Origin of the sequence: Polymorphobacter megasporae, assembly GCF_018982885.2 — a bacterium.
GTDB classification, from domain to species: Bacteria; Pseudomonadota; Alphaproteobacteria; order Sphingomonadales; family Sphingomonadaceae; genus Polymorphobacter_B; species Polymorphobacter_B megasporae.
This window is the reverse complement of the sequence record NZ_CP081849.1, coordinates 289,177-313,161: the sequence shown is the minus strand read 5'-3', so window position 1 is coordinate 313,161 and position 23,985 is coordinate 289,177. Positions and strand designations below refer to the sequence as shown.

21 protein-coding genes are annotated in these 23,985 nt (G+C 62.6%); 1 reads left to right on the top strand and 20 read right to left on the bottom strand.

Translation table 11 applies throughout. The features are described 5' to 3' along the window. Positions 1-3 precede the first annotated feature (3 nt). The 18 genes from gnd to KTC28_RS19735 form a co-directional block, all read right to left on the bottom strand. Positions 4-1,035 carry a phosphogluconate dehydrogenase (NAD(+)-dependent, decarboxylating) gene (gene gnd / locus KTC28_RS19825; protein WP_216711158.1) on the bottom strand — a complete coding sequence of 344 codons (1,032 nt, stop codon included), beginning with the start codon at positions 1,033-1,035 and terminating at the stop codon, positions 4-6. 97 nt (positions 1,036-1,132) lie between these two features. After that, a complete protein-coding gene (locus KTC28_RS19820) occupies positions 1,133-2,335 on the bottom strand; it encodes an acetate/propionate family kinase (RefSeq protein ID WP_216711159.1) in 1,203 nt (400 codons plus the stop codon). Beyond that, positions 2,332-3,084, bottom strand: a complete 753-nt coding sequence (gene rpe, locus KTC28_RS19815; protein WP_216711173.1) for a ribulose-phosphate 3-epimerase — start codon at positions 3,082-3,084, stop codon at positions 2,332-2,334. Before rpe ends, KTC28_RS19820 begins: the two co-directional genes overlap by 4 nt. After that, complete coding sequence (zwf, locus tag KTC28_RS19810) at positions 3,084-4,634, bottom strand: glucose-6-phosphate dehydrogenase (protein ID WP_216711160.1); 1,551 nt, start codon at positions 4,632-4,634, stop codon at positions 3,084-3,086. Before zwf ends, rpe begins: the two co-directional genes overlap by 1 nt. Beyond that, positions 4,631-6,610: a transketolase gene (gene tkt / locus KTC28_RS19805; RefSeq protein WP_216711161.1), complete on the bottom strand. Its 1,980-nt coding sequence runs from the start codon at positions 6,608-6,610 to the stop codon at positions 4,631-4,633. The genes zwf and tkt overlap by 4 nt, the downstream gene beginning before the upstream one ends. 103 nt (positions 6,611-6,713) lie before the next feature. Next, a complete protein-coding gene (locus KTC28_RS19800; protein WP_216711162.1) occupies positions 6,714-7,466 on the bottom strand; it encodes a PRC-barrel domain-containing protein in 753 nt (250 codons plus the stop codon). A 132-nt stretch (positions 7,467-7,598) separates the two neighbouring features. After that, the gene (locus tag KTC28_RS19795; RefSeq protein WP_216711163.1) at positions 7,599-8,468 is read right to left on the bottom strand and encodes an ADP-polyphosphate phosphotransferase; all 870 of its coding nucleotides are present in this window, start codon (positions 8,466-8,468) and stop codon (positions 7,599-7,601) included. Continuing rightward, positions 8,465-11,353 (bottom strand): plasma-membrane proton-efflux P-type ATPase, encoded by a 2,889-nt coding sequence (locus KTC28_RS19790; RefSeq protein ID WP_216711164.1) that lies wholly within the window; start codon positions 11,351-11,353, stop codon positions 8,465-8,467. Before KTC28_RS19790 ends, KTC28_RS19795 begins: the two co-directional genes overlap by 4 nt. Before the next feature lie 110 nt (positions 11,354-11,463). Continuing rightward, the gene (locus KTC28_RS19785) at positions 11,464-11,964 is read right to left on the bottom strand and encodes a hypothetical protein (protein ID WP_216711165.1); all 501 of its coding nucleotides are present in this window, start codon (positions 11,962-11,964) and stop codon (positions 11,464-11,466) included. A gap of 318 nt (positions 11,965-12,282) precedes the next feature. Further along, positions 12,283-12,408 carry a DUF2474 family protein gene (locus KTC28_RS19780; RefSeq protein WP_216711166.1) on the bottom strand — a complete coding sequence of 42 codons (126 nt, stop codon included), beginning with the start codon at positions 12,406-12,408 and terminating at the stop codon, positions 12,283-12,285. Continuing rightward, positions 12,405-13,403 (bottom strand): cytochrome d ubiquinol oxidase subunit II, encoded by a 999-nt coding sequence (gene cydB, locus KTC28_RS19775; protein WP_223132365.1) that lies wholly within the window; start codon positions 13,401-13,403, stop codon positions 12,405-12,407. Before cydB ends, KTC28_RS19780 begins: the two co-directional genes overlap by 4 nt. Positions 13,404-13,406: 3 nt before the next feature. Continuing rightward, positions 13,407-14,837: a cytochrome ubiquinol oxidase subunit I gene (locus KTC28_RS19770; RefSeq protein WP_223132364.1), complete on the bottom strand. Its 1,431-nt coding sequence runs from the start codon at positions 14,835-14,837 to the stop codon at positions 13,407-13,409. A 442-nt stretch (positions 14,838-15,279) separates the two neighbouring features. Further along, positions 15,280-16,245, bottom strand: a complete 966-nt coding sequence (locus KTC28_RS19765; RefSeq protein ID WP_216711659.1) for an NAD-dependent epimerase/dehydratase family protein — start codon at positions 16,243-16,245, stop codon at positions 15,280-15,282. Next, positions 16,242-16,811 (bottom strand): TetR/AcrR family transcriptional regulator, encoded by a 570-nt coding sequence (locus KTC28_RS19760; protein ID WP_216711658.1) that lies wholly within the window; start codon positions 16,809-16,811, stop codon positions 16,242-16,244. Before KTC28_RS19760 ends, KTC28_RS19765 begins: the two co-directional genes overlap by 4 nt. Before the next feature lie 397 nt (positions 16,812-17,208). Continuing rightward, positions 17,209-17,886, bottom strand: a complete 678-nt coding sequence (locus KTC28_RS19755) for a type 1 glutamine amidotransferase domain-containing protein (protein WP_216711657.1) — start codon at positions 17,884-17,886, stop codon at positions 17,209-17,211. Between the two features lie 946 nt (positions 17,887-18,832). Further along, positions 18,833-19,666, bottom strand: a complete 834-nt coding sequence (locus KTC28_RS19745; RefSeq protein ID WP_216711713.1) for an IS5 family transposase — start codon at positions 19,664-19,666, stop codon at positions 18,833-18,835. Between the two features lie 238 nt (positions 19,667-19,904). Beyond that, on the bottom strand, positions 19,905-21,224 hold the full coding sequence (locus KTC28_RS19740; protein ID WP_216711547.1) for an NRAMP family divalent metal transporter: 1,320 nt from the start codon (positions 21,222-21,224) through the stop codon (positions 19,905-19,907). Positions 21,225-21,360: 136 nt separating this feature from the next. Next, entirely contained in the window at positions 21,361-21,678 is a 318-nt protein-coding gene (locus tag KTC28_RS19735) for a universal stress protein (RefSeq protein WP_216711546.1), read from the bottom strand. 74 nt (positions 21,679-21,752) lie between these two features. On the opposite strand from KTC28_RS19735, the gene KTC28_RS19730 reads away from it, so the two are divergent. Next, on the top strand, positions 21,753-21,926 hold the full coding sequence (locus KTC28_RS19730) for a hypothetical protein (protein WP_216711545.1): 174 nt from the start codon (positions 21,753-21,755) through the stop codon (positions 21,924-21,926). 296 nt (positions 21,927-22,222) lie between these two features. On the opposite strand, the gene KTC28_RS19725 is transcribed toward KTC28_RS19730, so the two are convergent. Both KTC28_RS19725 and KTC28_RS19720 read right to left on the bottom strand, forming a co-directional pair. After that, complete coding sequence (locus KTC28_RS19725) at positions 22,223-22,597, bottom strand: c-type cytochrome (RefSeq protein WP_216711544.1); 375 nt, start codon at positions 22,595-22,597, stop codon at positions 22,223-22,225. Next, complete coding sequence (locus tag KTC28_RS19720) at positions 22,582-23,916, bottom strand: hypothetical protein (protein WP_216711543.1); 1,335 nt, start codon at positions 23,914-23,916, stop codon at positions 22,582-22,584. Before KTC28_RS19720 ends, KTC28_RS19725 begins: the two co-directional genes overlap by 16 nt. Between the last annotated feature and the right edge of the window lie 69 nt (positions 23,917-23,985).

Genomic DNA, 23,985 nt, shown 5'->3' with positions numbered 1-23,985 from the left:
CCTTCAATTCTGGGCCGGCGTGGCCGCCGGCTTTTCGAGATGGCCACCGAAGCCGAAGCGCAGCGCCGAGAGGACGCGGTCGGCATACTCGGCCTCGCCGCGCGATCCGAACCGGGCGAACAGCGCGTTGGCGAGCACCGGCGCCGGAACGCCCTCGTCGATCGCCGCCTGCAGCGTCCAGCGCCCCTCGCCGGAATCGGATACACCGCCGGCGAAGCTGTCGAGGCTCGGGTTCTGAAGCAGCGCCGCTGCTGCCAGATCGAGCAGCCAAGACGAGACAACGCTGCCGCGCCGCCACATCTCGGCGATGGCGGCGATGTCGAAATGATAGCGATACAGTTCGGGGTGGCGCAGCGGCGCGGTTTCGGCATCGAGCGCGCGGTTAGCCGCACCGGCATCGGCGTGATGAAGGATGTTCAACCCCTCAGCGAGCGCCGCCATCATCCCGTATTCGATGCCGTTGTGGACCATCTTGACGAAGTGTCCGGCACCGGTCGGGCCGCAATGGAGATAGCCCTGTTCGGCATCACTCGGTTCACCGACTACGCCGGGCGTCCGCGCGGCAACCGTCACGCCCGGCGCCAGCGACCGGAAGATCGGATCGAGATGTCCGACGATATCGTCCTCGCCGCCAATCATATGACAGAAACCGCGGTCGCGGCCCCAGACGCCGCCACTCACCCCGACGTCGACGTAGTGGATACCGTTTGCCCACAGTGCCGCAGCGCGACGGAGGTCGTCGTGATAGTTGCTGTTGCCGCCGTCGACGATAATATCGCCGGCGGTCAGCAACGGGACCAGTTTGTCGATCGCGCTGTCGACTGCAGCGGCGGGGATCATCAGCCAGACGACGCGCGGAGAGGCCAGGAGGGCCAGCATGGCAGGCACATCGTCTGCGCCTTTGGCTCCGCCGGCGACCGCGGCTGCGACCGCTTCCGGGTGATGATCGCAGACGACGCAATCATGGCCGGCGGCGGACAGGCGGAGGCCAATGTTGAGCCCCATGCGGCCAAGGCCGACCATTCCGATTTGCATCCGTTCCTCCAGCGACCCATGCTCCATCCGATGAGCCGATCACGTTTCCCGGGCAGCTAGCGACCGTAGGCCTCCGACGGCGAGCATCGGAAACTACTTACGGCGTCGCAGTCGATGGCTCGGCGACGCCGTCGGTCAGGTCTCGGGCCGCGCGCGCGATCACGACTTCCTCGTCGGTCGGCATGACACGGACGACAACCGCGCCGGCGTCGGGCGAGACGATGGCCGCGCCGTCGGCGTTGCGGCGGGCATCGACGACGATACCGAGAAAGCCCAGACCGTCGCAGACCCGGGCGCGGATCGCCGGCGTATTGGCACCGATTCCGCCGCTAAAGATCAGCGAATCGATGCCTCCAAGCGTGGCGGCAAAAGCACCGATCCGTTGCTTGATCGCATAGCAAAACGACAACACAGCGTCGGCGGCGCGCGGGTCGGTCGCCTCGCGCGCCAGCAACTCGCGCATGTCGGCGCTGGTTTCCGACAGACCGAGCAGGCCGGACTCGAAGTTCGCCATATGATCAAACGCTGCAGTGCTGATCGTTTCAGTGCGCGCGAGGTACGCGGCAAGTCCCGGATCGATGTCTCCACACCTCGTGCCCATCGGCACCCCCGATGCCGGCGTGAAGCCCATGCTAGTGTCGACCGGCTTACCGTCATAGACTGCCGCGAGGCTCGCACCGCTGCCGAGATGCGCCATGACGATCCGCCCCCGCGCCGCCGCGGCACCATCTAGTCGCTCCACCTCGCCCAGCAGATAGGTGTAGGAGAGGCCGTGAAAGCCGTAGCGAATAACGCCCTCGGAGGCATAGTGCAGCGGGATCGGCAGCAGTTTCGCGACACGCGGCATGGTATGATGAAACGCGGTGTCGAAACAGGCGACCTGAGGAATGTCGGGAAAGCGGCGCATTGCGGCCATCACCAGCGCCACCTCGACCGGCAGATGTTCAGGATCGAGCGGCCTGAGCCGACGCAATGCCGCGAGCATGGCCGGTCCGATGCGCTGCGGACGCACGAAGACCGGCCCGCCATGGACAATGCGGTGGCCGACGGCGATCAACTTGCATCCGGCGACCTGCCGTTCTGCTTCTACTAGCACCAGTTCCCCGGCGCTGTCGTGGTCGGAGGTTGCAGCTATGGCCGTTGCCGGCTTTCCTGCCACTCGGAGCTGAGGGTTCGCCGATCCGATGCCCTCCACTGCACCAGACACGACCCGAACAAGCGGAGTTTGCGCCGCAAACAGCGCAAATTTAATGCTCGACGAGCCGCCGTTCAGCGTCAGGATGACGCCGGCGCCGGTCATGGCCGTGGTAGAACCGCGCGTGGAGCGTCGAGCACCCGGCCGACCCCTGCCGGAGGCTTCGATCGGCGCAGGCCGGCGACTGCCTCGGCGTAATCGGGAGATTCGAAGATCGCGCTGCCCGCGGCGATCGCGCGGGCACCTGCGGCCACGGCGAGGCCAGTCGTGTCGCCGTCGAGGCCACCGTCAACCTCGATGATCGGGGCGAGGCCGCGGGCGTTGCACAAGGCGCGCAGGTGCCGGATCTTGGGCAACATTTCGGGCAAAAACGACTGGCCCCCGGCACCGGGGTTGACCGTCATGACCATGACGATGTCGCAGAGCTGGAGTACATATTCGATCATCGCCACCGGGCTGGCGGGGTCTAGGGCGACGCCGGCCTTGCACCCGACCGCCCGTATCTCGCCGAGCACTCGGTGGAGGTGAACGGTGGCGGTTGCTTCGGCATGGACGAGGATATGGTCGGCACCGGCGCCGGCGAATGCGGCGATCTGCCGGTCGGGTTCGACGATCATCAAATGGACGTTGAGCGGCTTGGACGTGGCCCTACGGATAGCGGCGACCGCGCGCGGCCCGATGGTGATTTCGGGTACGAAGCGCCCGTCCATGACATCGACGTGGATCCAGTCGGCACCGGCGGCATCGACGGCGCGCACTTCATCAGCGAGCCTGCCGAAATCAGCTGCCAGAACCGAAGCGGCGACGATGAGCGGCGGCGCGGTGTCGACGATCGCAGTCGAAAATTCGCGCATCATGCTGGTGTGCCGATCGCGCGCCATTCACGCCCGCTCCGCGCCAGCAAGGCATTGGCCGCGGTCGGTCCGTTGCCGCCCGACGCGTACAGCTCCGGACCGGCGGGCGCGGCGGCCCAGGCGTCGAGCACGGGCTGGACGACGCGCCACCCCTGCTCGACCATGTCGGCGCGCATGAACAGCGTCTGGTCGCCGATCATGACATCGCGGATCAGCGTCTCGTAGCCGACGTTTGGCTCCTTTGCGAACCACTCGGCATAATGAAAATCCATCTTGACCGCCGCAAGATCGACGACTGGACCCGGCCGCTTGACCTCGAACTGCAGTGAGATACCCTCGTCCGGCGCGATACGAAGTACCAGCCAGTTCGGTCGCAAACTGGCAACCGGCGTGTCGCGGAACGCAGCGAACGGTGCCTGCTTGAAGCTGATGGCGACTTCGGTGCTGCGCGCCGACAGGTGCTTGCCGGTGCGGAAGTAGAAGGGCACGCCGGCCCAGCGCCAGTTGTCGATTGTGAGTTCCATCGCGACATAGGTTTCGACCGTGGAGTTCGAAGCGACTTCGGGTTCGTCGCGATAGGCGACAACGGGACGGTCGCGCACCGTGCCGGCAGCATATTGGCCGCGCACGGCCTGGGCCGGCTGGGCCGTGGCCATCGCCGCGAAGACGTCGGCCTTGCGCGACCGGATCGACGCTGCATCGAAACCGGTCGGCGGCTCCATCGTGATCATCGAAAGCAGCGTGAAGACATGGTTAGGCACCATGTCGCGCAGCGCGCCAGTGACCTCATAGAATTTGCCGCGTGTCTCGACCCCCACGGTCTCTGCGACGGTGATCTGGACGTGGTCGATGCGGTCGCGGTTCCAGATCGGTTCGAACATGCCGTTAGCAAAGCGCAGCGCCATGATGCTCTGCACCGTGTCCTTGCCGAGGAAATGGTCGATCCGGAAGATCTGGTCTTCGCGGAGCGTGCAAAGGATATTGCGGTTGAGCGTTTGGGCCGACGCGAGGCTATGGCCGAACGGCTTTTCGACGACGACCCGGCGCCAGTAGCCAGTACCCGCATCCTCGGTCAGCTTCGCGGCGGCAAGTTCGGTCACGACGGTAGCGAAGAAATCGCCGGCGACGGCGAGATAGAAAATGGCGTTGCCCCGCGTTTTGTGCCGTATCTGAGCGACCTCGAGTGCCGCGGTGACGTCGCCGTAAAGCTCCGGCTTCGTCATATCGCCTTGAAGATACGTCATCCGGTCGGTGAGCCCCTGCCACACGGCTTCGTCGATCCGGTCGATGCGAAACTCGGCGTGATCGTCACCGACGAAGCTGGCGAGCATGGCATGCAGGCTGTCGCACCAGCTCTTGTCCGTCCCCGACGCAAGATCGACTCCGATGACCGCGAAATCCTGCGGCAGCACGCCAGTTCGCGCCAGATTGTACAACGCCGGCACCATCAGGCGCTTGGTCATGTCGCCGCCGGCACCAAACAGGACGATCGTGCAGGGGTCGCCGACCACCGCATGCGGCGCAGGTGTCGGCGCTGTCGGAGCGTTCATCCGGCGGCCAGCTGCTCGCGCGCCGCCGCGAGCACGTCCTGCGTCGTGAAGCCGAACTTTTGCATCAGGTCGCCGATCGGGGCCGATGCGCCGAAGCTGCGCATGGCGATGATCGTGCCCGAAGCACCCGCGTAGCGGTCCCACCCCAGCGGCGCTGCCGCCTCCACGGTGACGCGCGCGCGCACGCCTGGCGGCAGGACGGAGTCGCGATAACCCTGGTCCTGCGACTCAAACAGTTCCCAGCACGGCATGCTGACGACGCGCACCGCGACGCCCTCGGCGCTGAGCGTTTCGAACACCGCAATGCACAGAGCGACTTCGCTGCCCGTGGCGATCAGGATCAACGCCGGGTTGGCGTCGGGGTCACCGGCCAGCACATAGGCGCCGCGGGCCACGCCTGCCGCATCGGCGTAGACGCCGCGATCGAGCGTCGGCACCGCCTGCCGGGTCAGAACGAGGCACGCCGGTTGATTTAATCCGACGATGGCGCGCCAGCTGTGCGCAACTTCGTTAGCGTCGGCCGGCCGGAAGGTCAGCAGATCAGGGACGCTGCGCAGCGCCGCCAATTGCTCGACCGGCTGGTGCGTCGGTCCGTCCTGGCCAACGCCGATCGAGTCGTGCGTTAGAATGTAGATCACCGGCAATGCCATCAACGCCGCAAGCCGGATTGCCGGTTTCATATAGTCGGAAAAGACGAGATAAGTCGCGCCGTAGGGGCGCAGTCCCGACAGGGCCATACCGCTGACGATTGCGCCCATCGCATGTTCGCGGATGCCGAAATGAAGGTTGCGACCGCCTGGGTTCGGTGCTTCCAAGTCGCCGACGCCGGCGAACTTCAGCTGGGTCTTGGTCGATGGCGCGAGATCGGCGGCACCACCGAGCAGTGCCGGATAGCGCTGCGCGATGGCGTTGAGGACGGTTGCGGATGTCTCACGGGTGGCTAGACCCTTGGCATCGGCCGGAAATGCCGGGAGATCGTCGGCGACACCGGCAGGCGGCGTGCCGGCGAGAATCAGGTCGAGCGCCTCCGACTCGTCGGGATGGGCGGTCCGATAGCCGTCCAGCAGATCGCGCCACGCGGCCTCGAGGGCACCGCCGCGGGCCCCTATGCCGGCGCGGTAATGTGCCTCGACACCGTCCGGCACGCGAAACTTCGCGTCCTCCGGCCAGCCATACCGGCGCTTGGCGAGGCGGATTTCATCGGGCCCGAGCGGGTCGCCGTGGGCGGCGCTGGTGTCCTGCTTGTGCGGCGCGCCGTAGCCAATATGGCTGTCGACGATCATCAGCGTCGGCACGTCGGCGCGGGCGCGAAAACTGGCAAACGCAGCAGCGAGAGCGTCGGTATCGTTTGCGTCGCCGACCTGTTCGACGTTCCAGCCATAGGCGAGGAACCGGGCCGCGACGTCTTCAGTAAACGCGAGATCGGTGTGGCCTTCGATGGTGACGCGGTTGCGGTCGTAGATCCAGCAAAGGTTGCCAAGCATCAGGTGGCCGGCGAGTGCCGCGGCCTCGCTGCTGACGCCTTCCATCATGTCGCCGTCGCCACAGAACGCATAGACGTCGTGGTCGAACAGCGGGAAGTCGGGACGGTTAAAGCGCGCGCCGAGCCAGCGGCCGGCGATCGCCATGCCGACACTGTTGCCGCACCCCTGACCGAGCGGTCCGGTCGTCGTCTCGACGCCGGGGGTGAGCCCATGCTCAGGGTGACCAGGGCACCGGCTGCCAAGGCTGCGGAACGCCTCGATGTCGTCGAGGGTCAGTGGCTCCTGATGCCGGTTGCGGACGCCGGTGAGGAATAGGATTGAATAGAGCATGATCGAGGCATGACCGTTCGAAAGCACGAAGCGGTCGCGGTTCGGCCATTCGCTGTCGGCAGGATCGAAACGCAGGAAACGCTGCCACAGCGTATGGATTACAGGGGCCAACGCCATCGGCGTGCCGGGGTGGCCGGATTCGGCCTCCTCTACCGCATCCATCGACAGCGTCCTGATCGTATCGATGCACAGCGAATCGAGATCTGATCCGCTTTCCGATTGCGTTACGGCACAATGTAATTCCAGGACGTTTTCAAGCACGACGTCAGACCGGCTCGATCACGGGGTGTCCGTCGTAATAGCCATGGAAGGCATATTCATACGCACGGTCGAGAGCCTGCGATCCGTCGTACGCCGGGCTGCCCTTTAGTTGTTCGCGGCTAATGATGAGATGCACCAACCGCGGTGACCAGTCGATCGAGGCGATCGACCTCGGCGAGATCAAGACCTTCTTGCCGGGCCACCAATTGCGCGTGTCGGCGACGAGATAGTGGATACTCCAATCAGCATCCTCGATCAGGACATCAGCGACATGGCCGATTTCGCCATCGTTGGCATCGAGCCGATAACCGGTGATTTCGCGGACGCTGCGTAAACGCGGATCGCCGTGCATTGCCTTTGCATCGTGAGCGGGAATGGAAAGCGGCATTCCGACGCCACCGGCATAGCCGTAACCGCCCATATAAAAACCAGTCGACCAGTACGGCGCCCAGCCATAATAATCATAGAGGCCGGTCTCCATCTGTCGGGACACCGGCTCGTCCGTATTTACCGACGGGCTGTCTTTAACCTGCTGTTGGGTCAGGCGCACCGAAAATTGATGACCAATATGATTAACGTGCCCCAACGCGGATGGCGGCAGCAGTACCTTGCGGCCGGACAGCCAGCCTCCGGTATCAATCACGAGCCAGCGTATTTGCCACGTCGCGTCGTCGAAAAGTAGATCGCTGATCGAACCGATTGCGCCGTCGCTCGCCTCCAGCGCGAAACCCTCAATCTTCGAAGTATGGCGGATCATCGACCAATTCCAAAATCGTAGCTGTCAAACGACTTTTTAGCCGATGCAGTAGTGCGGTAGCAGGGCCGGAAACTACCTACGTCGCCGCTGCAGCTGGTTTCGACGGCAACCCACGCGGGGTTATCGTGCCAGCTACTTTTCTAAGGTCTTGCGGATCGACGCTAACTCTTTCTGACGGGCCGGAGTTGTCTTCGGGAACGCCATTTTAAGCCCATCGAATGTGTCGAGGATGATTTGCGAGACAATCAGCCGAGCATTTTCCTTGTCGTCGGCGGGTACGACGTACCACGGTGAATCTTCGCTACTCGTCGCGCCGAGACACTCGCCATAAACTTTCATATATTCCTTCCAGAATCCACGCTCGACGATGTCGTTCATGCTGAACTTCCAGTTCTTGTCGGGTTCGTCGATCCGCGCGAGGAAGCGCTTCCGCTGCTCGTCCTTCGAAAGATGTAGGAAGAACTTGACGATGCGCGTGCCATTGCAGTGGAGATGCGTCTCGAGGTCGCGGATCGAGCGGTACCGATCGTGCCACACGCTGTCGTCGTCAGCCGGCAGATCGGGCAGACCTTCGCCCTGCAGAATCTTGGGATGAACGCGGGTGATCAGCACTTCCTCGTAATAGGACCGGTTGAAGATGCCGATGCGGCCGCGCGCCGGCAGGTCGCGCGTTGTGCGCCAGAGAAAATCATGTTCGAGTTCGGCAGCGCTCGGGTGCTTGAAGCTGAACACCTGGCAACCCTGGGGATTGACCCCCGACATGACGTGCCGAATTGCCCCGTCCTTGCCGGCCGCATCCATCGCTTGGAAGATCAGGAGCAGGGCATAACGGTTGGACGCATAGTGCAGCCGCTGCAGCTCGCTGAGCTTGTCGACGTGCTTCTGCAGCAGCGATTTGTACTGCTTCTTGGATTTGTAGACGGGATCGACTTCCGTCGGCCAGTGGCCGAGGTCGACCGTCGCGTCCTCGTGGACGCGGAAATCTCCGGTATGGATCTTCATCGATGTCCTTTCGGCGCGGAAGCGCGCTTGTGGTCGCCGCTCTTGGCAGGAACGACGGGTGCGGCCGTTGTTTTGGTTTGGGCATGCGGCCTAGGCTTGGCCGCGTGATGCTCGGCGTCAGCGACGGGTGCCGCGTGACCCTTCCGCTCGGAGGTCTCGGCGGCGGCGATCGCCTCTGCTAGGATATGCTCGGCCTCGTGCGGCTCTTTCAAGACCCCGGCCGCCAAAATGTCGCCGAGCCGCGTGTCGAGGAGAGCGGCGATAGCTGTCGGATTCGTGTCGCTTGCCGTGGCAGCTGGTGTTGGCGCCGGATCATACGGCACGGCCACCTTGGCCGGGCTTGCCGTCGCCGCCGCTGCCGGATCTTTGGCCTTGACTACGGGAACCGGAGCCTCCGCCGCCCGGGCAAGGAAATGATAGGCGAGCAGCTTGACCGGGTCGGTCACGAGGAACCACGCAATCGCATAGGCCCAGACAACACCCGCATAGTACCACCCGAGCGGCACCACCAGTCCCGCGCCGTAGACGGCGATCAGCGTCGCCACGACTTGTGTGCCCAACACCGCCGCCAGCAGGATCCACGCGGGACGGGTCGACCACCACGGGCCACGGGTGCGGGCCTGGAAGATGGTCAGGTGCCCGGCGACCGACAGCTTCAGGTACATCATCGTCTGCAGCTGCGGATGACCGAGGTGAAAGACACGCAGGCCGAGGTAGAACAGGCCGAACGCCGCCACCACGCCGACCAGACCAAGCACCGTCGCGATGCCAAGCACGAGGCGCATGTTCCACGCCTCGGGCCGGTTCGAATAGCGGACGTTGTCGTAAGCGATCGACAGGATCGCGCCGTCGTTGAGCAACGCCAGCATCACGATCATGATCGCGGTGACCGGGTAGAAGTTAAAGAAGACGATCGCCGCCGTCATGAACAGCAGGACACGCAACGTCTCCGCAATACGGTAAATCGAATAGCTGTTCATCCGCTGGAAGATTTTACGACTCTCCTTCAGCGCATCGATGATGACCGACAGCCCGGGGGCCACGAGCACTATCGAGGCGGCGGCGCGGGCCGCATCGGTCGCGCCTGAAACGGCGAAACCGCAGTCAGCCTTTTTCAGCGCCGGGGCGTCGTTGACCCCGTCGCCGGTCATGCCGACGATATGGCCGTTCTTCTGCAGCACTTCGACGATGTGGAACTTATGTTCGGGAAAGACCTGGGCGAAGCCGTCGGCATTCTCGATCGACTTGGTGACCGCCGCGGTCGCCTTCGTCTCGGCATCGCCGAGGATGGCACCGTCGAGGATGTTTGTGCCCATGCCGAGCGTTTTGGCAGTCTCGATGGCGATGGCGAGCGCGTCCCCAGTCACCATCTTGATCTTGACGCCCATCGCCGCTGCGGTCGCCACCGTCGCCTTGGCGTCGTCGCGCGGCGGGTCGTACAGCGGCAAAACGCCGAGCAGCTGCCATGTGCCGTCGCCGTCGGCGCGGGCAACGCCGAGCGCGCGGAAGCCGCGCGCTGCGAAATCGTCGACCGCCTTGTCGAACGCTGCCTTCACTGCGTCGGCGTTGGCGGCCATGGCGAGCATGACCTGCGGCGCGCCCTTGGAAACCTTGAACGCCTGCCCACCTGGCCCGGTGACGGTCGCCACGGTCCGCTTGTGCACCGGATCGAACGGCTCGAAATGCGTCACGTCATATGGCTTCAGCGCCGCCTTGTCCTTGACGCCGCCGATGACCGCGAGGTCGATCGTGTCTTTGCTGTCCGCGCGGGAGGCAAGGGCACCGGCAAGGATGAGTTCGTCCGGCGTCGTCTTGTCGAGGCAGAACGGGTCGCCCAGCGTCAGCTTGTTCTGCGTCAGCGTGCCCGTCTTGTCGGCGCACAGCACGTCGACGCCGGCCAGTTCCTCTATCGCGACGAGCTTGCTGACGATCGCCTTCTTCTCGGCAAGCAGCCGGGCACCGACCGCCATCGTCACCGACAGGACTGTCGGCATCGCCACCGGGATCGCCGCCACCGTCAGCACCAGCGCGAACTGCAGCGTCGTCAGGATCGCCTCGCCGCGATAGAGGCCCATGGCGATGATCACCACGACCATCACCAGCGCGAGGACGATCAGATACCGGCCGATCCGCAGCACGGCCGTCTGAAAATGGCTGACCGTCACCGCGGTCTGGACGAGGTCCGCTGTCTTGCCGAAGAACGTGTCGCTGCCCGTGGCATAGACGAGGGCCGTGGTCTCGCCGCGTCGGACGATCGAGCCGGAGAACACGGGGTCGCCGGCCTTGCAGGTCTTCGGCAACGACTCGCCGGTCAGGGCCGACTGATCGACCGACAGTTCGTCGCCGTCGAGCAGCCGAGCGTCGGCGGGAACGATGTCGCCGATGTTGAGGCGAACCGTGTCGCCGGGCACGACCTGCCGCGCCGGCGGCGTGATCCACTTGCCATCGCGTTTAACGTCGGCCTTGATCGCCAACTTTGCCTTGAGCGCGGCAATGGCGTTCCCCGCCTGGCGTTCTTCCCAGAAGCCAACCCCGGCATTGGCGACCAGCAACAGCAGGATGATGCCGAAATCGGCCCAGTGGCCGACGACGGCGGACAGCACGACTGCGACTTCGATCATCCACGGGATCGGCCCCCAGAAATAGGTGAGAAGCTTCAGCAGGACGTTCTGCTTCTTCTCGACGATCTCGTTCGCACCGTACTGCGTCAGGCGCTTCGTCGCCTCGGCGTGGGTCAGGCCGTCCGCCGACCAGCCGAGTTTTTTCTCGAGGTCCGCCACGGGCATCGTCTCGAATGGGTTGCCGCCGCCCGCCTTGCCGGCTGATTTCTTCACTGCCGACTTCGCGGCCGCCAACTCGTCGGATTTAGGCTTCTGCGCGGTCATGGAGCTGTCCTTTCTGAGGCACCGGTTCTGGGTCGTGTGCCGCAGGATTCTGGAAGGGCATCGTCAGCGTGCCGGGTTGTTCATCGGAGATGCCGTCGTCGATGCGCGCTTCACGGTCGTGCCGGGATGGGCGGCACAGGAGCTGCTGCCTTTGCGGCCGTGGCCATCGTTGGCCCCGGCGTCGGGCCTTCGGCGAGATGAACCATGGCGGAGACGATTATCACGACGATCATTGAAAACATGAAGACGAGGGCAAAGTTGGCTGCAACGGGAGCGCCTCGCTCCTCGTCTGGCACCGACCAGCCGCTGGTATGCCCGGCAGTAGCGGGTAACAGGCCAATCAGGCGTGACGCGATCGTTCGCGAATCTGCACCCGTCGGTGAACTGTCCGGTAGATTGGTCAACAGGGCGGTCAGTCGCTCAACCGCCGTTTCCTTGGACATTTGCGTCAGCTCGGCCGCCTCGGCCCAGGGGTCGAGATCGAGCCGCGCCAGCACCGATACGACCCTTAACGGAACGTCACGCGCAACTTCATCGACCTTGGCAAATAAAAAGGCATCGAAGTCCGGCCGCAATGCCGAAGCCGGTCGGATATTCAACGGTTCGACCATAGAATTGACCTCTGCCGGCGATCATCGCCAGCAATCCGATGCGGCCGACGCGAAACTCAAAGAGCGTCGCCACAAACCTAAGTCCGTCATAGGGCGATCCCCGACGGTGTTTAGCTTCGGAAATTACCTATGATCCTGCGCCAACTTTGAACTCGCACCCCGGCCTCCAGGGAGAAGCGGCCCAAGCGATTGCCCGCCCTCGCCAATCACGTGCGTCCTGACCGCCGCCTTGCTCGAAAGACTCCATGATGAGAGGTCTGAAGGATAGACAAGCGTCCGTCGGAGCTTGGCCGGCGAGGGGCTGCCTTTCGTTATCGCTCACCCGTGCCCGATCCAGGCGCGCAGGATCAGCGACACGACGCCGACCGTCGCGACGCCCGCCGCCCACAAGCCGACGAACCACAGCCAGCGCTTTAGCCCCGGTGGCAGAACCCGCGTCCTCAATGATAGCCTTCGTGGCCGACCTTGCCGCGGAACACCCAGTAGGCATAGCCGGTGTACGCAAGGATGACCGGAACCATGATACCGACGCCCACCAGCATGAAGATCTGGCTCGCCGGCGGTGCGGCGGCGTCCCAGATGGTGATCGACGGCGGTACCAGATACGGGAACATGCTGATGCCGAGCCCGACGAAACTGAGCAGAAAGACGCCGAGCGCGAGCAGGAACGGGACGAGTTCGGCCCGCCGCGACAGGCTGCGGACGAACAGTAGCGCGGCAACGCCGACGAGGATCGGGACGGGCGCGGTCAGGTAGATGCCCGGTGCGCGCAGCCAGCGATCGTAATAGTTGTAGCTGAGGAACGGCGTCGCCGCGCTGACGGCGACGACCGCTGCCAGCGTCGCTCCGCCGAGCCACGGCGCGAGCCGGTAGCACCGCTCCTGCAACGCTCCTTCCGTCCGATAGATCAACCAGCACGTGCCGAGCAGACCGTAGCCGATGACGACCGCGATACCCGTCAGCAGGCTGAACGGCGTCAGCCAGTCCCACCAGCCGCCGCCGTAACCGCGGCCGTGAACGGTGATTCCCTGCAGGATCGCGCCGAGCGTGATACCCTGTGCAAGCGCCGCCACCGTCGAGCCGAAGGCAAACGCCGCGTCCCAGATCCACAGTCGGCCGGTGCGCGCACGGAACTCGAACGCGACACCGCGGAACACCAGCCCGAGCAGCATCGCGATAATTGGCACATAGACGGCCGGCATGATTACCGCATAGGCGAGCGGGAACGCTGCGAGCAGTCCGCCGCCGCCGAGCACCAGCCACGTCTCGTTGCCGTCCCAAACCGGGGCGACCGAGTTGATCGCTGCGTTGCGCGCCTCGCCCCTGGCGATCCACGGGAACAGAATGCCGATGCCAAGGTCGAAGCCGTCCATGATGACGTAGGCGAACACCGCGAACGCGATGATGCCGGCCCAGACGATGGTGAGGTCGATGTTCATGACCTATTCTGCCGGGCTCAGGATCGAGGGATCGAGCTGAGGGGCCGGCGTGATGCCGGCAGTACGGGTAACGTCGCCGCGAGACGGTCCGCTCTCGCCCGGATGCGGTGAGTGCCCCATCAGCTTGAGAATGAACCATGTGCCGGTGCCGAACACTGCGAAATAGACGAGAACGAAGGCGATCAACGACGACGCCACCGCCGGCGCTTGCAGCGGCGACACCGACTGCGCCGTCCGCAGCAGGTGGAAGACGGTGAACGGCTGCCGCCCGCTTTCGGTCGTCGCCCAGCCGGCGATCACCGCGACGAAGCCGGTCGGCCCCATCAGCACGGCGAAGCGGTGCATCCACGGCCAGCCGTAGAGATTGCCCGTCGCCCGCGCGACGAGGCTCCACAGCCCGAGCGCGGCCATGCCGACGCCGATGGCGACCATGATGCGAAACGTCCAGAAAACGATGTTGACCGGGGCCCAATCGCGGCGCGGAAAGGCGTCGAGACCGGCGATCGGGGCATGCAGGTCGTTCTTCAGGACCAGTGAGCCGAGCAGGGGAATCTCGACCGCGTGGCGCATGACGCCGTTTGCCTGATCCGGAATGCCGAACAGCGTCAGCGGCGCGCCGTGCGGATAACTGCGGTAGTCGCCTTCCATCGCGGCGATCTTTGCCGGCTGGTAGGCGAGCGTGTTCTCGCCCTGGGTGTGGCCGGCGACGATCTGCAGCGGCGCGACGATCGCCGCCATCCACATCGCCATCGAGAACATGACGCGGGTGCTTTCGCTCGGACCTTCGCGGTGATGGCGCTCGCGCAGCAGGTGCCATGCGCCGACCCCGCCGACGACGAAGGCGACAGTCAGATAGGCCCCGAGGACGGTGTGCACCAATCGGTACGGCATCGACGGGTTGAAGATCACCACCCACCAGTCGAGCGGGATGAATTGGCCATGTGCGTTGACTCCATAGCCCTGCGGCGTCTGCATCCACGAATTGACGACGATGATCCAGAACGCCGAGATGAAGGTGCCGGCCGCGACCGCGAGCGTCGCGGTGAAGTGCAATTTGCGTCCGACTCGCTCCATGCCGAACAGCATGACGCCGAGGAAGCCGGCCTCGAGGAAGAAGGCGGTCAGCACTTCGTAGGCCATCAGCGGCCCGATCACCGGCCCCGCCTTATCGGAGAACACCGCCCAGTTGGTGCCGAACTGGTACGCCATGACGATGCCCGAAACGACGCCCATTCCGAAGGCGATGGCGAAGATCTTCAGCCAATATTTGAACAGCGTTAGATAGACCTCGCGTCCGGTCCGCAGCCACAGCGCTTCAAGGACCGCGAGATAGCTCGCCAGCCCGATCGACAGCGCCGGAAAGATGAAGTGGAATGAGATCGTGAACGCGAACTGTGCCCGCGCGAGGTCGATCGCCGACGCATTATCGAACATCGCTGGATCCGTATCCTGCCGTCAAATGCGCCGGGATACCCGTCGGCTGACACATTATGACCGCGATTGGTTCGCACCGCGTAACATCTTTCATCAACTATCCTCGAAGCGAGCGACTAGCGGTAGTCCAAGAGATTCTATTAGCGGCGCGGCACCATGCAGCGCCAGCTATCGGAAACTACTCATACCGGCCGGCACTAAATCGCTACCTACGTCGGCACCGAATACCGTAGGCGCGGACGCAGGCATCTGGGTATATTCCGAACCTGTCACCGCGACACATGATTGCCGCTTTTACCTGACAACGTCTAAGCCCGGCGAGGAAATCAGGATAAAGTGATGATGACCGATGCCTACTGCGGGATACGGTCCAGACTGAATTAGACTGGCAGCCGCGGATCGATGCCGGCAACGGCGTCACTGCAAAATCCGGGGCTGTCTGTCACGACCGATACATTGCGAGGCCTTCCTCGCGGGACACCTTGGCGACATAGCCAAGTTCGCTCCGCGCGGCGGCATCGCTGGCCGTAAACTCTCGTCCGATCATCCGGACCATGGTACGCGACAAGGGAGGGTCTTTCTTGGAGAAAGACAACGCCGCCCCAATTTCCATGATCCGGCCAATGGCGAAAGCCAGTCCATAGGGCATCGAGCGAATTTTCTCGATGGATAGCCCTTGCAGATCCGCAAGGCCGCCGATGAAGTCGCGAAAGTTTATCCGCTCTTGATCCGCCACCCAATAAGTGCGCCCGCCTGCGCCGCGTTCAAGCGCACATTGCAGAGCCTCGATCACGTTATCGACGTGGCAGGTTATGACCGGATAGTCGCCACGCCCGATGAAAGCGAAGTGGCCCGATCCGATCGCCTCGGGTATCGCATGACTGAAGGCATCGCCCGGTCCCCAGATGGCTGGGGGTCGGATTGCGATCGTGCGAAAACCGGGTTTGTTTGCCCTTAGCACAGCGGCCTCACCTTGCGCCTTGCTGCCAATATAGGCCGAGAAGCTGTTCGGGTAGGTCGGCGCGCTTTCGTCGACGTTATGAACGGGTGAACCTCGATCATCCATGACTACAGCGCCGGCGCTGACATAGAGGAACGAGCCCGCCCCTGCCGTCTCCGCTGCCTGCAGCAGCGCGCGGGTGCCGGTCACATTCGTTCGGAAATACGGCTCGCGCGCCCCGGCAAATCGGAAGACGGCCGCCGCGTGGATCACCGCATCGATGGGTGGCAGTGAAAGTGCGTTGGGCTGTTCAAGATCGCCCGCAACTGGCGACGCACCCAGCGCTTTCACTTTTTGAACCGACGCCGCCGATCGTGAGAGCGCCAGCACGTCATGACCGTCCGCCACCAGCTTTGGAATCAGCCGTGCGCCGAGAAAGCCCGAGCCACCAGTAACCAATATTTTCATGTGAGCAATTTCTTCTGGCGAGGTTTGCAGATGGTTTGAAGCGCATAATCGCGGAGGGCGGCGATCACTTCGGGTTCGGGTTTGCGATCGACCGCTGTCACATGCAGCAGCGCGGCAGCGTGGGCTATTGCCCAGGCGAGATCGGCTGCTGCGTCGGACGAGGACATCCCCAGTCGACCTTCGGCGGCGATCGCGGCGATCTGGTGGTTTAGAAGCTGGCGCGCCTCTTCCGCCGCCGGAATGCGCACGCCGAGCATCACACGGGCGATCATCGCCGCGTACAGGCGCGGGCGATCCGCTGCGAAGCCGACATAATCGTCCCAGCCCTGCCTTAACGCGGTTTCTGGATCAGGCGATATCACCGCCGCTTTCTTCCGCTCGAGAAACTGGCGGAAGGCTTCCGTCATCGCGGCACTCAGGAGGCCATCGGCGCTGCCGAAGTGGTGGTAGAGCGTCGGCGCGCTGACGCCCGCCAAGGCGCAAACCGCGCGCGTCGAAAACTGGGCTTCGCCCTCTTTTTCAAGCGCTTGTAACGCTACCGCTAGCAGTTTCTCGCGTGTCGTCATCGACCATATATAGCACTGCTATATAAGGAGTCTATAGCGATGCTATAACGTCCTGCGGTGTTTGTGATGAACGAACACCCACTAATGATTCTCTGCGGTCAAAAGCCATTCCCGCAACAAGCCGCCAATTTTTGCCGTTCCGGAAGCTGCGCAGCCAAAATGCGGACTGCCTTATGTATGTTTTCTGGTCCGTTGTTACTCACCTCCCAACTATCGTTGTGGACGGGCCCGTCGAGGACATAGGGCGTTTCGCGCGCCGAGGCCTGGATTAGTTGAAAAAAAACGAGGCGAAGCGATTGGATAGCCGTAGAGCGATGCGCCGGGCCGCTTGCAGTATTTTGCCGTTATAGTCGAGCGCCGCCTCGCCGCGGCCGCCCCCCAGATAATTTGTTGCGTTTCACCCGATTTTTCGCAGAAGCATCTCGGCAGCCTTGGCCGACGATGCTGGGTTTTGACCGGTAATTAACAGGCCGTCCTCAACCACATGAACCGCCCAATCGGCAGCTTTCGTGTAATGGCCGCCCTTCGCCTTTAGCATATCCTCCACAAGAAATGGCACAATGCCGGTCAGTCCGACGGCAGCTTCCTCCGTGTCGGTGAAGCCGGTGACGTTCTTGCCCGCGATCAACGACGTGCGGTCCTGGTTCTTGACGTCGCGAAGTACCCCTGGCGCGTGGCAGACGGCCGCCACCGGCTTGCCAGCGGCAAGCATGCCTTCGATCAGCGCGACCGACACCGGATCGTTCGTCAAATCCCACAGCGGGCCATGACCGCCGGGATAGAACACCGCGTCATAGTCGGCGATCGTGACGTCGGCCAGTTTGTGGGTCGTGGCCAGCGCCGCTGTTGCCATCGCATCGGCATTGAACCGCCGTGTGGACGCCGTCGCGGCATCGGGCTCGGCGCTCTTGGGATCAAGTGGCGGCTGTCCACCGCGCGGCGAGGCCAGCGTTACCACCGCCCCGGCGTCCGTGAAGACATAATAGGGTGCCGCCAGCTCTTCGAGCCAAAACCCGGTTTTCTTGCCCGTATTGCCAAGATCGGGGTGTGAAGTGAGGATGACGAGGATATTCATTCATATTCTCCGACCGGTAATTCGTGGGTGACAGCGTGATGGGACCGAAGCCTCTGCAGGTCTCACCCAAATCCATCAATGTCGGTGTACGATGCCGTCACAAATGGCTGGTCATGTGTTCTCTGCGCTAAGACACGCCAGACAGCAATCGGCCCCCGCAATTCTTGTCGCTGCGCTCAGCTAGGCCTGAGCGGCAGCGACTCCAGATGCACATCGGCAGCGGGCTCAGTTCGAGGCCGCGACTCGACTCAGGATCGGCAAGGTCGCCCTCTACAAAGGCGCGTGGCGGATCCGTTATCATGGCAAAGATTATCAAAAGCAGTACTATTGGGATTCCGGTTTGATCGGCCCTGATAGGATCGTACGTGGTGCACGAAAAGTCATAGTCGCGTGCTGTGGGCTGGGGTTTCGAACTTTCGAAGGGCGTCCGTCATTACGCATGTGCTTGTCGGCCTCGATCCACGATGGAAGATCAGCCTCCGACTGGGTCCAATGAACGACAGATGCCTCATCGCACCATTCCAAAAGGCGCGGCATTGCTGTCCGATGCGAACCCACATTCATATAGCTTTTCATGCTTTGCTGGCTATCCCACATCGTCATAGTCCAAAATGTCCAGGAACGATCAGCTAAAAGCGATCCGCCCTTGAAGCCGGTTGAGCCTTTCACCTGTTTCCGAGTTTCAAGGAAGTCCATCGCGAAACGGGGTAGGAAACGGAACGATCGAATTCTTAATCTCGTAATGCTAATAAAGTGCATGGCAACCCTAGACACAAAGTTTGATCAAATATCGTTACCTAACACGATTTACGTGTAATTTATCTTATCTAACTCCCGACTCCAAGTCGATATAATAACACACAAGTCCGTAGCAAATTGAGCAGTCGATCAGACTGACGAACATCCTTTCGAGCCACCATGCCTAAGAGCCCGATTCAAAAGTACATCAATGAGTTGAGAGCCTTGCGATTCTGCGTGTGAGCATTCGGATGCTGGCGATGGTTGCCCATGCCGTGGCGCTTTCGATGGATCGCTCCCAGTCTTTGGCGAGACGTCGGCAGCGGCCCAGCCACGCGAAGGTCCGCTCGACAACCCAACGGCGGGGCAAAAGCACAAAGCCCTTGGCGGTATCGGAGCGCTTGATGATTTCGAGGGTCCAGCTGCCATGGCCTTCAAGCGCGGCCTTGAGTTTGTCACCGGCATAGCCACCATCGGCAAACACATGGCGCAGGAACGGGAAACGGAAACGGATGGCTTTGAGGACATCGACAGCGCCGTCGCGGTCCTGAATGTCGGCGGCATGGACCAGGATAAACACCAGAAAGCCGCAGGTATCGGTGATGATATGGCGTTTGCGGCCCTTCACCTTCTTGCCGGCGTCATAGCCGCAAATTCCGCCGCTTTCCGTTGTTTTGACCGATTGGCTGTCGATAACGCCAGCACTGGGTGAGGCCTCGCGGCCGGCCTGTTCGCGTGCTGCCATTACCAGCAAGTGGTTGATTGTCGTCAGCAGCCCACTATCCCGCCAGCTGTAGAAATAGCCGCGCACTGTCGACGTCGCCGGAAAGCATTTGGGCAGCATCCGCCAGGCGCAACCGCTCGACGCAATATACATGATCGCATCCATCACCGCCCGAAGGCAGGTCGTGCGACGACGCCCGCCGCTGCGGGCTGCCGGAAACAGCGGCTCGATCAACGCCCATTCCGCATCCCGTAAATCGCTTGGATAGCGCCCCCCCTTGCGCATATGCTGACGGCGAGCGGTATCAGTCCAAGGCAAGTTCTTCTCCTATCGTCTCGACAACGACGGTGAATCACAACCTACTGGTATCGCTCAACTACTTTTCGTTCAGGCTCTAAGCCGCAAATGCGCAGCTCGCCTGACGCAAAGACGACCGGCTGCCGTCCTTAAAGGTTGCGATCACAGCCCTCATGCGGAAGCTTGTCATCCTGACAAACTCGCTGCTCAAGGCCGAAGGCGAGTGGACGCCGGGACCAGGTTAATCACAACTGATACTTCAATTTATCAAGAAAAGTCCGATTGTTGCAGTTGCCATTACCGACGTTGCTAGCCAACCGACGACACGCATCGATAGCGGAAGAATAAATTGCCCCATAATTTTAGGCTTGGTCGCGATGAGCATGATGACCACCATCAGCGGCGCGGCGAGCACGCCGTTGACAACGGCTGCCCAGTAGAGCGCCTTGATAGGATCGAGCGCTGTAAAATTGAGCGCGACCCCGGCCAGCGTCGCCGCAGCGATCGTCCCGTAGAAAGCGCGAGCTTGCGAAAATCGGCTGTCTAGGCCTCCTTTCCAATGGAAGACTTCGGCGACGGCATAGGCAGCTGAACCCGCAAGGACCGGAACGGCGAGCATTCCGGTGCCGATGATCCCGGCGGCAAAGACGAAGAATGTGAACGGGCCTGCTATTGGGCGCAGGGCTTCGGCCGCTTGCGACGAGGTCTGAATATTGGTGATGCCGGCAGCGTGCAGCGTAGCGGCCGTTGCCAGGATGATGAACAGCGCGATGAGGTTGGAGACACCCATGCCGACGACCGTATCGGTGCGGATGCGCGCAAGCTCGCCCGCAGCGGTGCGAGGCCGGAGGCCCAACGGTTGAACATGGCGGCGTCGACCTTCCTCGACCTCCTGGGAGCTTTGCCAGAAAAACAGATAGGGGCTAATCGTTGTGCCGAGAACCGCAACCAGCGCTGTAGCATGGGGTCTGTCGAACGTTAGATGCGGGACCATCGTATAAAATAGCGCTGTGCTCCAGTGTACGTGCGCGGCAAATACGACCGCGACATAGGCAAACAACGACAGCGTCAGCCACTTCAGCACTTGGGAGTAGCGTGCATAGCTGAGGAATGTTTCGAGCAGGATGCAGGCTATCCCGAACAGCACCGTGTAGAGCAAGCCCGACCCGCCGATCAGCAGCTGCGCAGCGGCACCCATCGCCCCGAGATCGGCCCCGAGGTTTATGACGTTGGCGATCAGCAGCAGCAGGACCGCCGACCGCAGCAGCCATAGAGGGTAGTGCCGCCGCAGGTTATGGGCGATGCCGACGCCGGTCACCGCGCCAATGCGCGCGCAGACCTCCTGGAACACCGCCTGCAGCGGGAAACTGAACAGCATGGTCCACGCCAGGCCGTACCCGAACTGCGCGCCGACTTGGCTGTATGTCGCGATCCCGCTCGGATCGTCGTCGGCTGCGCCGGTGACAAGACCCGGCCCCAACGTGCGCAAGAGCGTTGTGGCGTGCGTCGCCGATAACGTCGCAGCGAACGCCGGCGCTGAGTGAGATCGGGGTCCGCCATTTTTTATACTTGGCGTCATCGCAAATTCGCTCCGATCGCGTCCACTGGAAATGATGGGCTATAAATACCATCATGCGCAACTTGCTAATCGCGTTCACGTTGGCCTTGGCCACGACTGGCATTGCCGTATCCGCAGCGCATAAATTATGGATCTGTCAAAGTAGTTTTATTTCGGACGCGCAATTGGTTGGTGCGACAGCAAGCGCACATTGCTGCGGCGCGAGGAGCAGGTCGCGGGTTACTCCGCCCAGTGCCCATTGGCGCATTCGGCTGTAACCATAGGCTCCAGCCACGGTTGGATCCGCTTTTGCCTCAGCAATGAATTGCGCTAGCTGGGTCGCATCGTCGCCGATGACGAGGACCGGCGCGGCGGTAGCAGTGATCAGTTGATGCCGAAGCCAGCCGACGAGATCCTCGAGCCGCAGCTTCGCTGCGCTCAATTTGGCGGCACTGGCGATCTCGACGATCGTCACGTTCCGGGCCAGCTTCAGAAGCGGCAGCGCGTCGGCGATCGCGCGTCGCGGGTATCTTTCCAAGCGATGACCGAATGATCGAGCGCGAGCGTCTGGACATGCGTCGGTACGAGCAAGACCGGTCGACCCGCATGTATGACAATGTCGCTGACGCCGGCACGGCGCGAGGCCACCATCGGTTCACCGCCGGTCGCGCGCAGGATGCCATCGGCGGCCCGGGCGCGCGCGACAGTGTACTCGCAGAGTGAGCTGATTGTGACGATTGAATGTCAGTCGAGCTTAATTCCGCGCCCATCCAGTGATGCGTCGAATTCAACTTTGGCGGTCTTGATCTTTGTTTCGAGCTCTTCTCGATCCTCCTGCCATAATCACCGAGGATCATCGATTGGTCATATATCGCAGCCATTGGCTGAAACGCGGCGACGCCCATGATCCCGAGCCTCATTCGCGTTGCGAGGTCGGCAGCAAATGCGAGCAGTCGCACGTTCGAACGGCCAAGCTCGACGACCACCCTCGCCGTGGCATAGGTCATAGCCCGATCCGTTCACTTCACGGTTTCCAGGTAGGCGACGACATCGTCAAGTTTGGCGGGATCCTTCACCCCGGCGTAGGTCATCTTGGTGCCTGGTACCGCCTTTCGCGGTGCGGCGAGGTAGGTGTGCAGCTCCGCCGACGTCCAAGTCAGGCCCGACTTTGTCATCGCCGGGCTATACCGATACCCCGTCTCCGTCCCTGCGGCCCGGCCGACAATGGCGTACAGGCTGGGCCCAATCTTCATCGTGCCGCTCGTCACGGCATGACAGGTCGAGCATTGGCTTTGGAACACCTTTTGTCCCGCCGCGGCATCGGCAAGCGATGGTGACGCTGCGGCGAGCCCCACGAGGAGGATGACGACGCGTGCGATTACAAGGCCAGCCATGCGAATATCCTCAAGCTGTTGTTATCGGCGGCATTGGTGCCGCTGCCGTCGTAGTTGATCCGCGCGCCATCGAAGCGGGTGTAGGCGGTGTACTGAACGCCGAGCCGGACGTTGAACCAGCTGCCCACCGGGGAGTCGTTGCCGAACGGCGTACCGTCGATCTGGAAGACGAAGCCGTCGCTGTCGGGTCGTCCGGTCCGGCCGCCGTAATGAACGAAGTCGCTCGACCCCGTCGTCTGGAAGAACTGGACTGTGCCGCCAAGCGCCTGGCGGAAGTAGTACGAGCCGTCGATGCGGAAATCGTCGAGGTTACCGCCGCTATTGCCGACATTGCCGAGCGCCTGTGACGCGCCGAGCCGCTGGTCTTCGTGCGTATAACGCGCGTTGATCGAGAAGACATCGCTGTTCGCCCGGGGTAGCTGGAACGACGCGTCAATCCCAGTGTCGGTGTAGCGGTCTGTGTTCCCGGTCGTGCGGTCGCGGCTAGGGAAGAGGCTCGCACGCAGCGCGAACGCACCAACCTCGATGTCGCCGGCGCCCAGCGGCTGTTGGTAGGCGATGCGACCGTAGGGGGCAATGCCATTGATGTCGCCGGGAGAGTAGGGATCGGACCCGAGCCAGCGCAGCGTGCCAACGCTGGGTGTGCGGAAGCCGCCACCCTCGACATAGCCCTTACCGTCGATCCACGCATAGGCGGTCAAGCCAACGACCTTCTGTCCCAACCCACCGGAAAATAGCGGCGCGGTCGCCGGCGACGGCAGCAACGCCGAACCTGAGTACGGATATCCCCAACCGGGGAGCGTATTCCACGGGTCGTCGATGCCCGGATTGTTGTTAAGGCTCGCACCGATCACCACCGGCGTACCGACGATCGTCACGCGGTCGACCGCGCGAAGATCGGTGTTGTCCCACGACCATTTGTGACTGGTGCCGCTGTAGGTTGCCTGCGCGAGTCCACCGAAATGATTGCCGATGCCGCCGCCGAGAAAAATGCCGATCTGGTCGAGCGCGAGGTTATTGTTCGTGTGAAAGTCCGGCGTAGGCGGGGCAGCTTGCGCTTTGCGCGTTGCCGTAAAGGATCCGATCGCCTGGGCTGAAAGGGGGACGTTCCACGGCACGGCACGCGTCGTGTACCCGCCGATCTTGAACTCCCTACCGTACTGGGTAAGCTGGGGGCCGAAGCCGCCGACGTGGCACGATTGGCACGGCTGGCCAGTCTGTGCCGCGAAACTGGGAACCGCAGCAGCGCGGTCGCCGAGCAACATTGCTGCTGCCGCCGCCGCGAGCGCCGAGTTGATCAGACGCTTTCTCTTCGTCAATTGGGTGTCCAATCGGAATTTGCGGTCAATATCGCCAGACGGCATGGGCGGCCGCAAAGGCGCCTACGA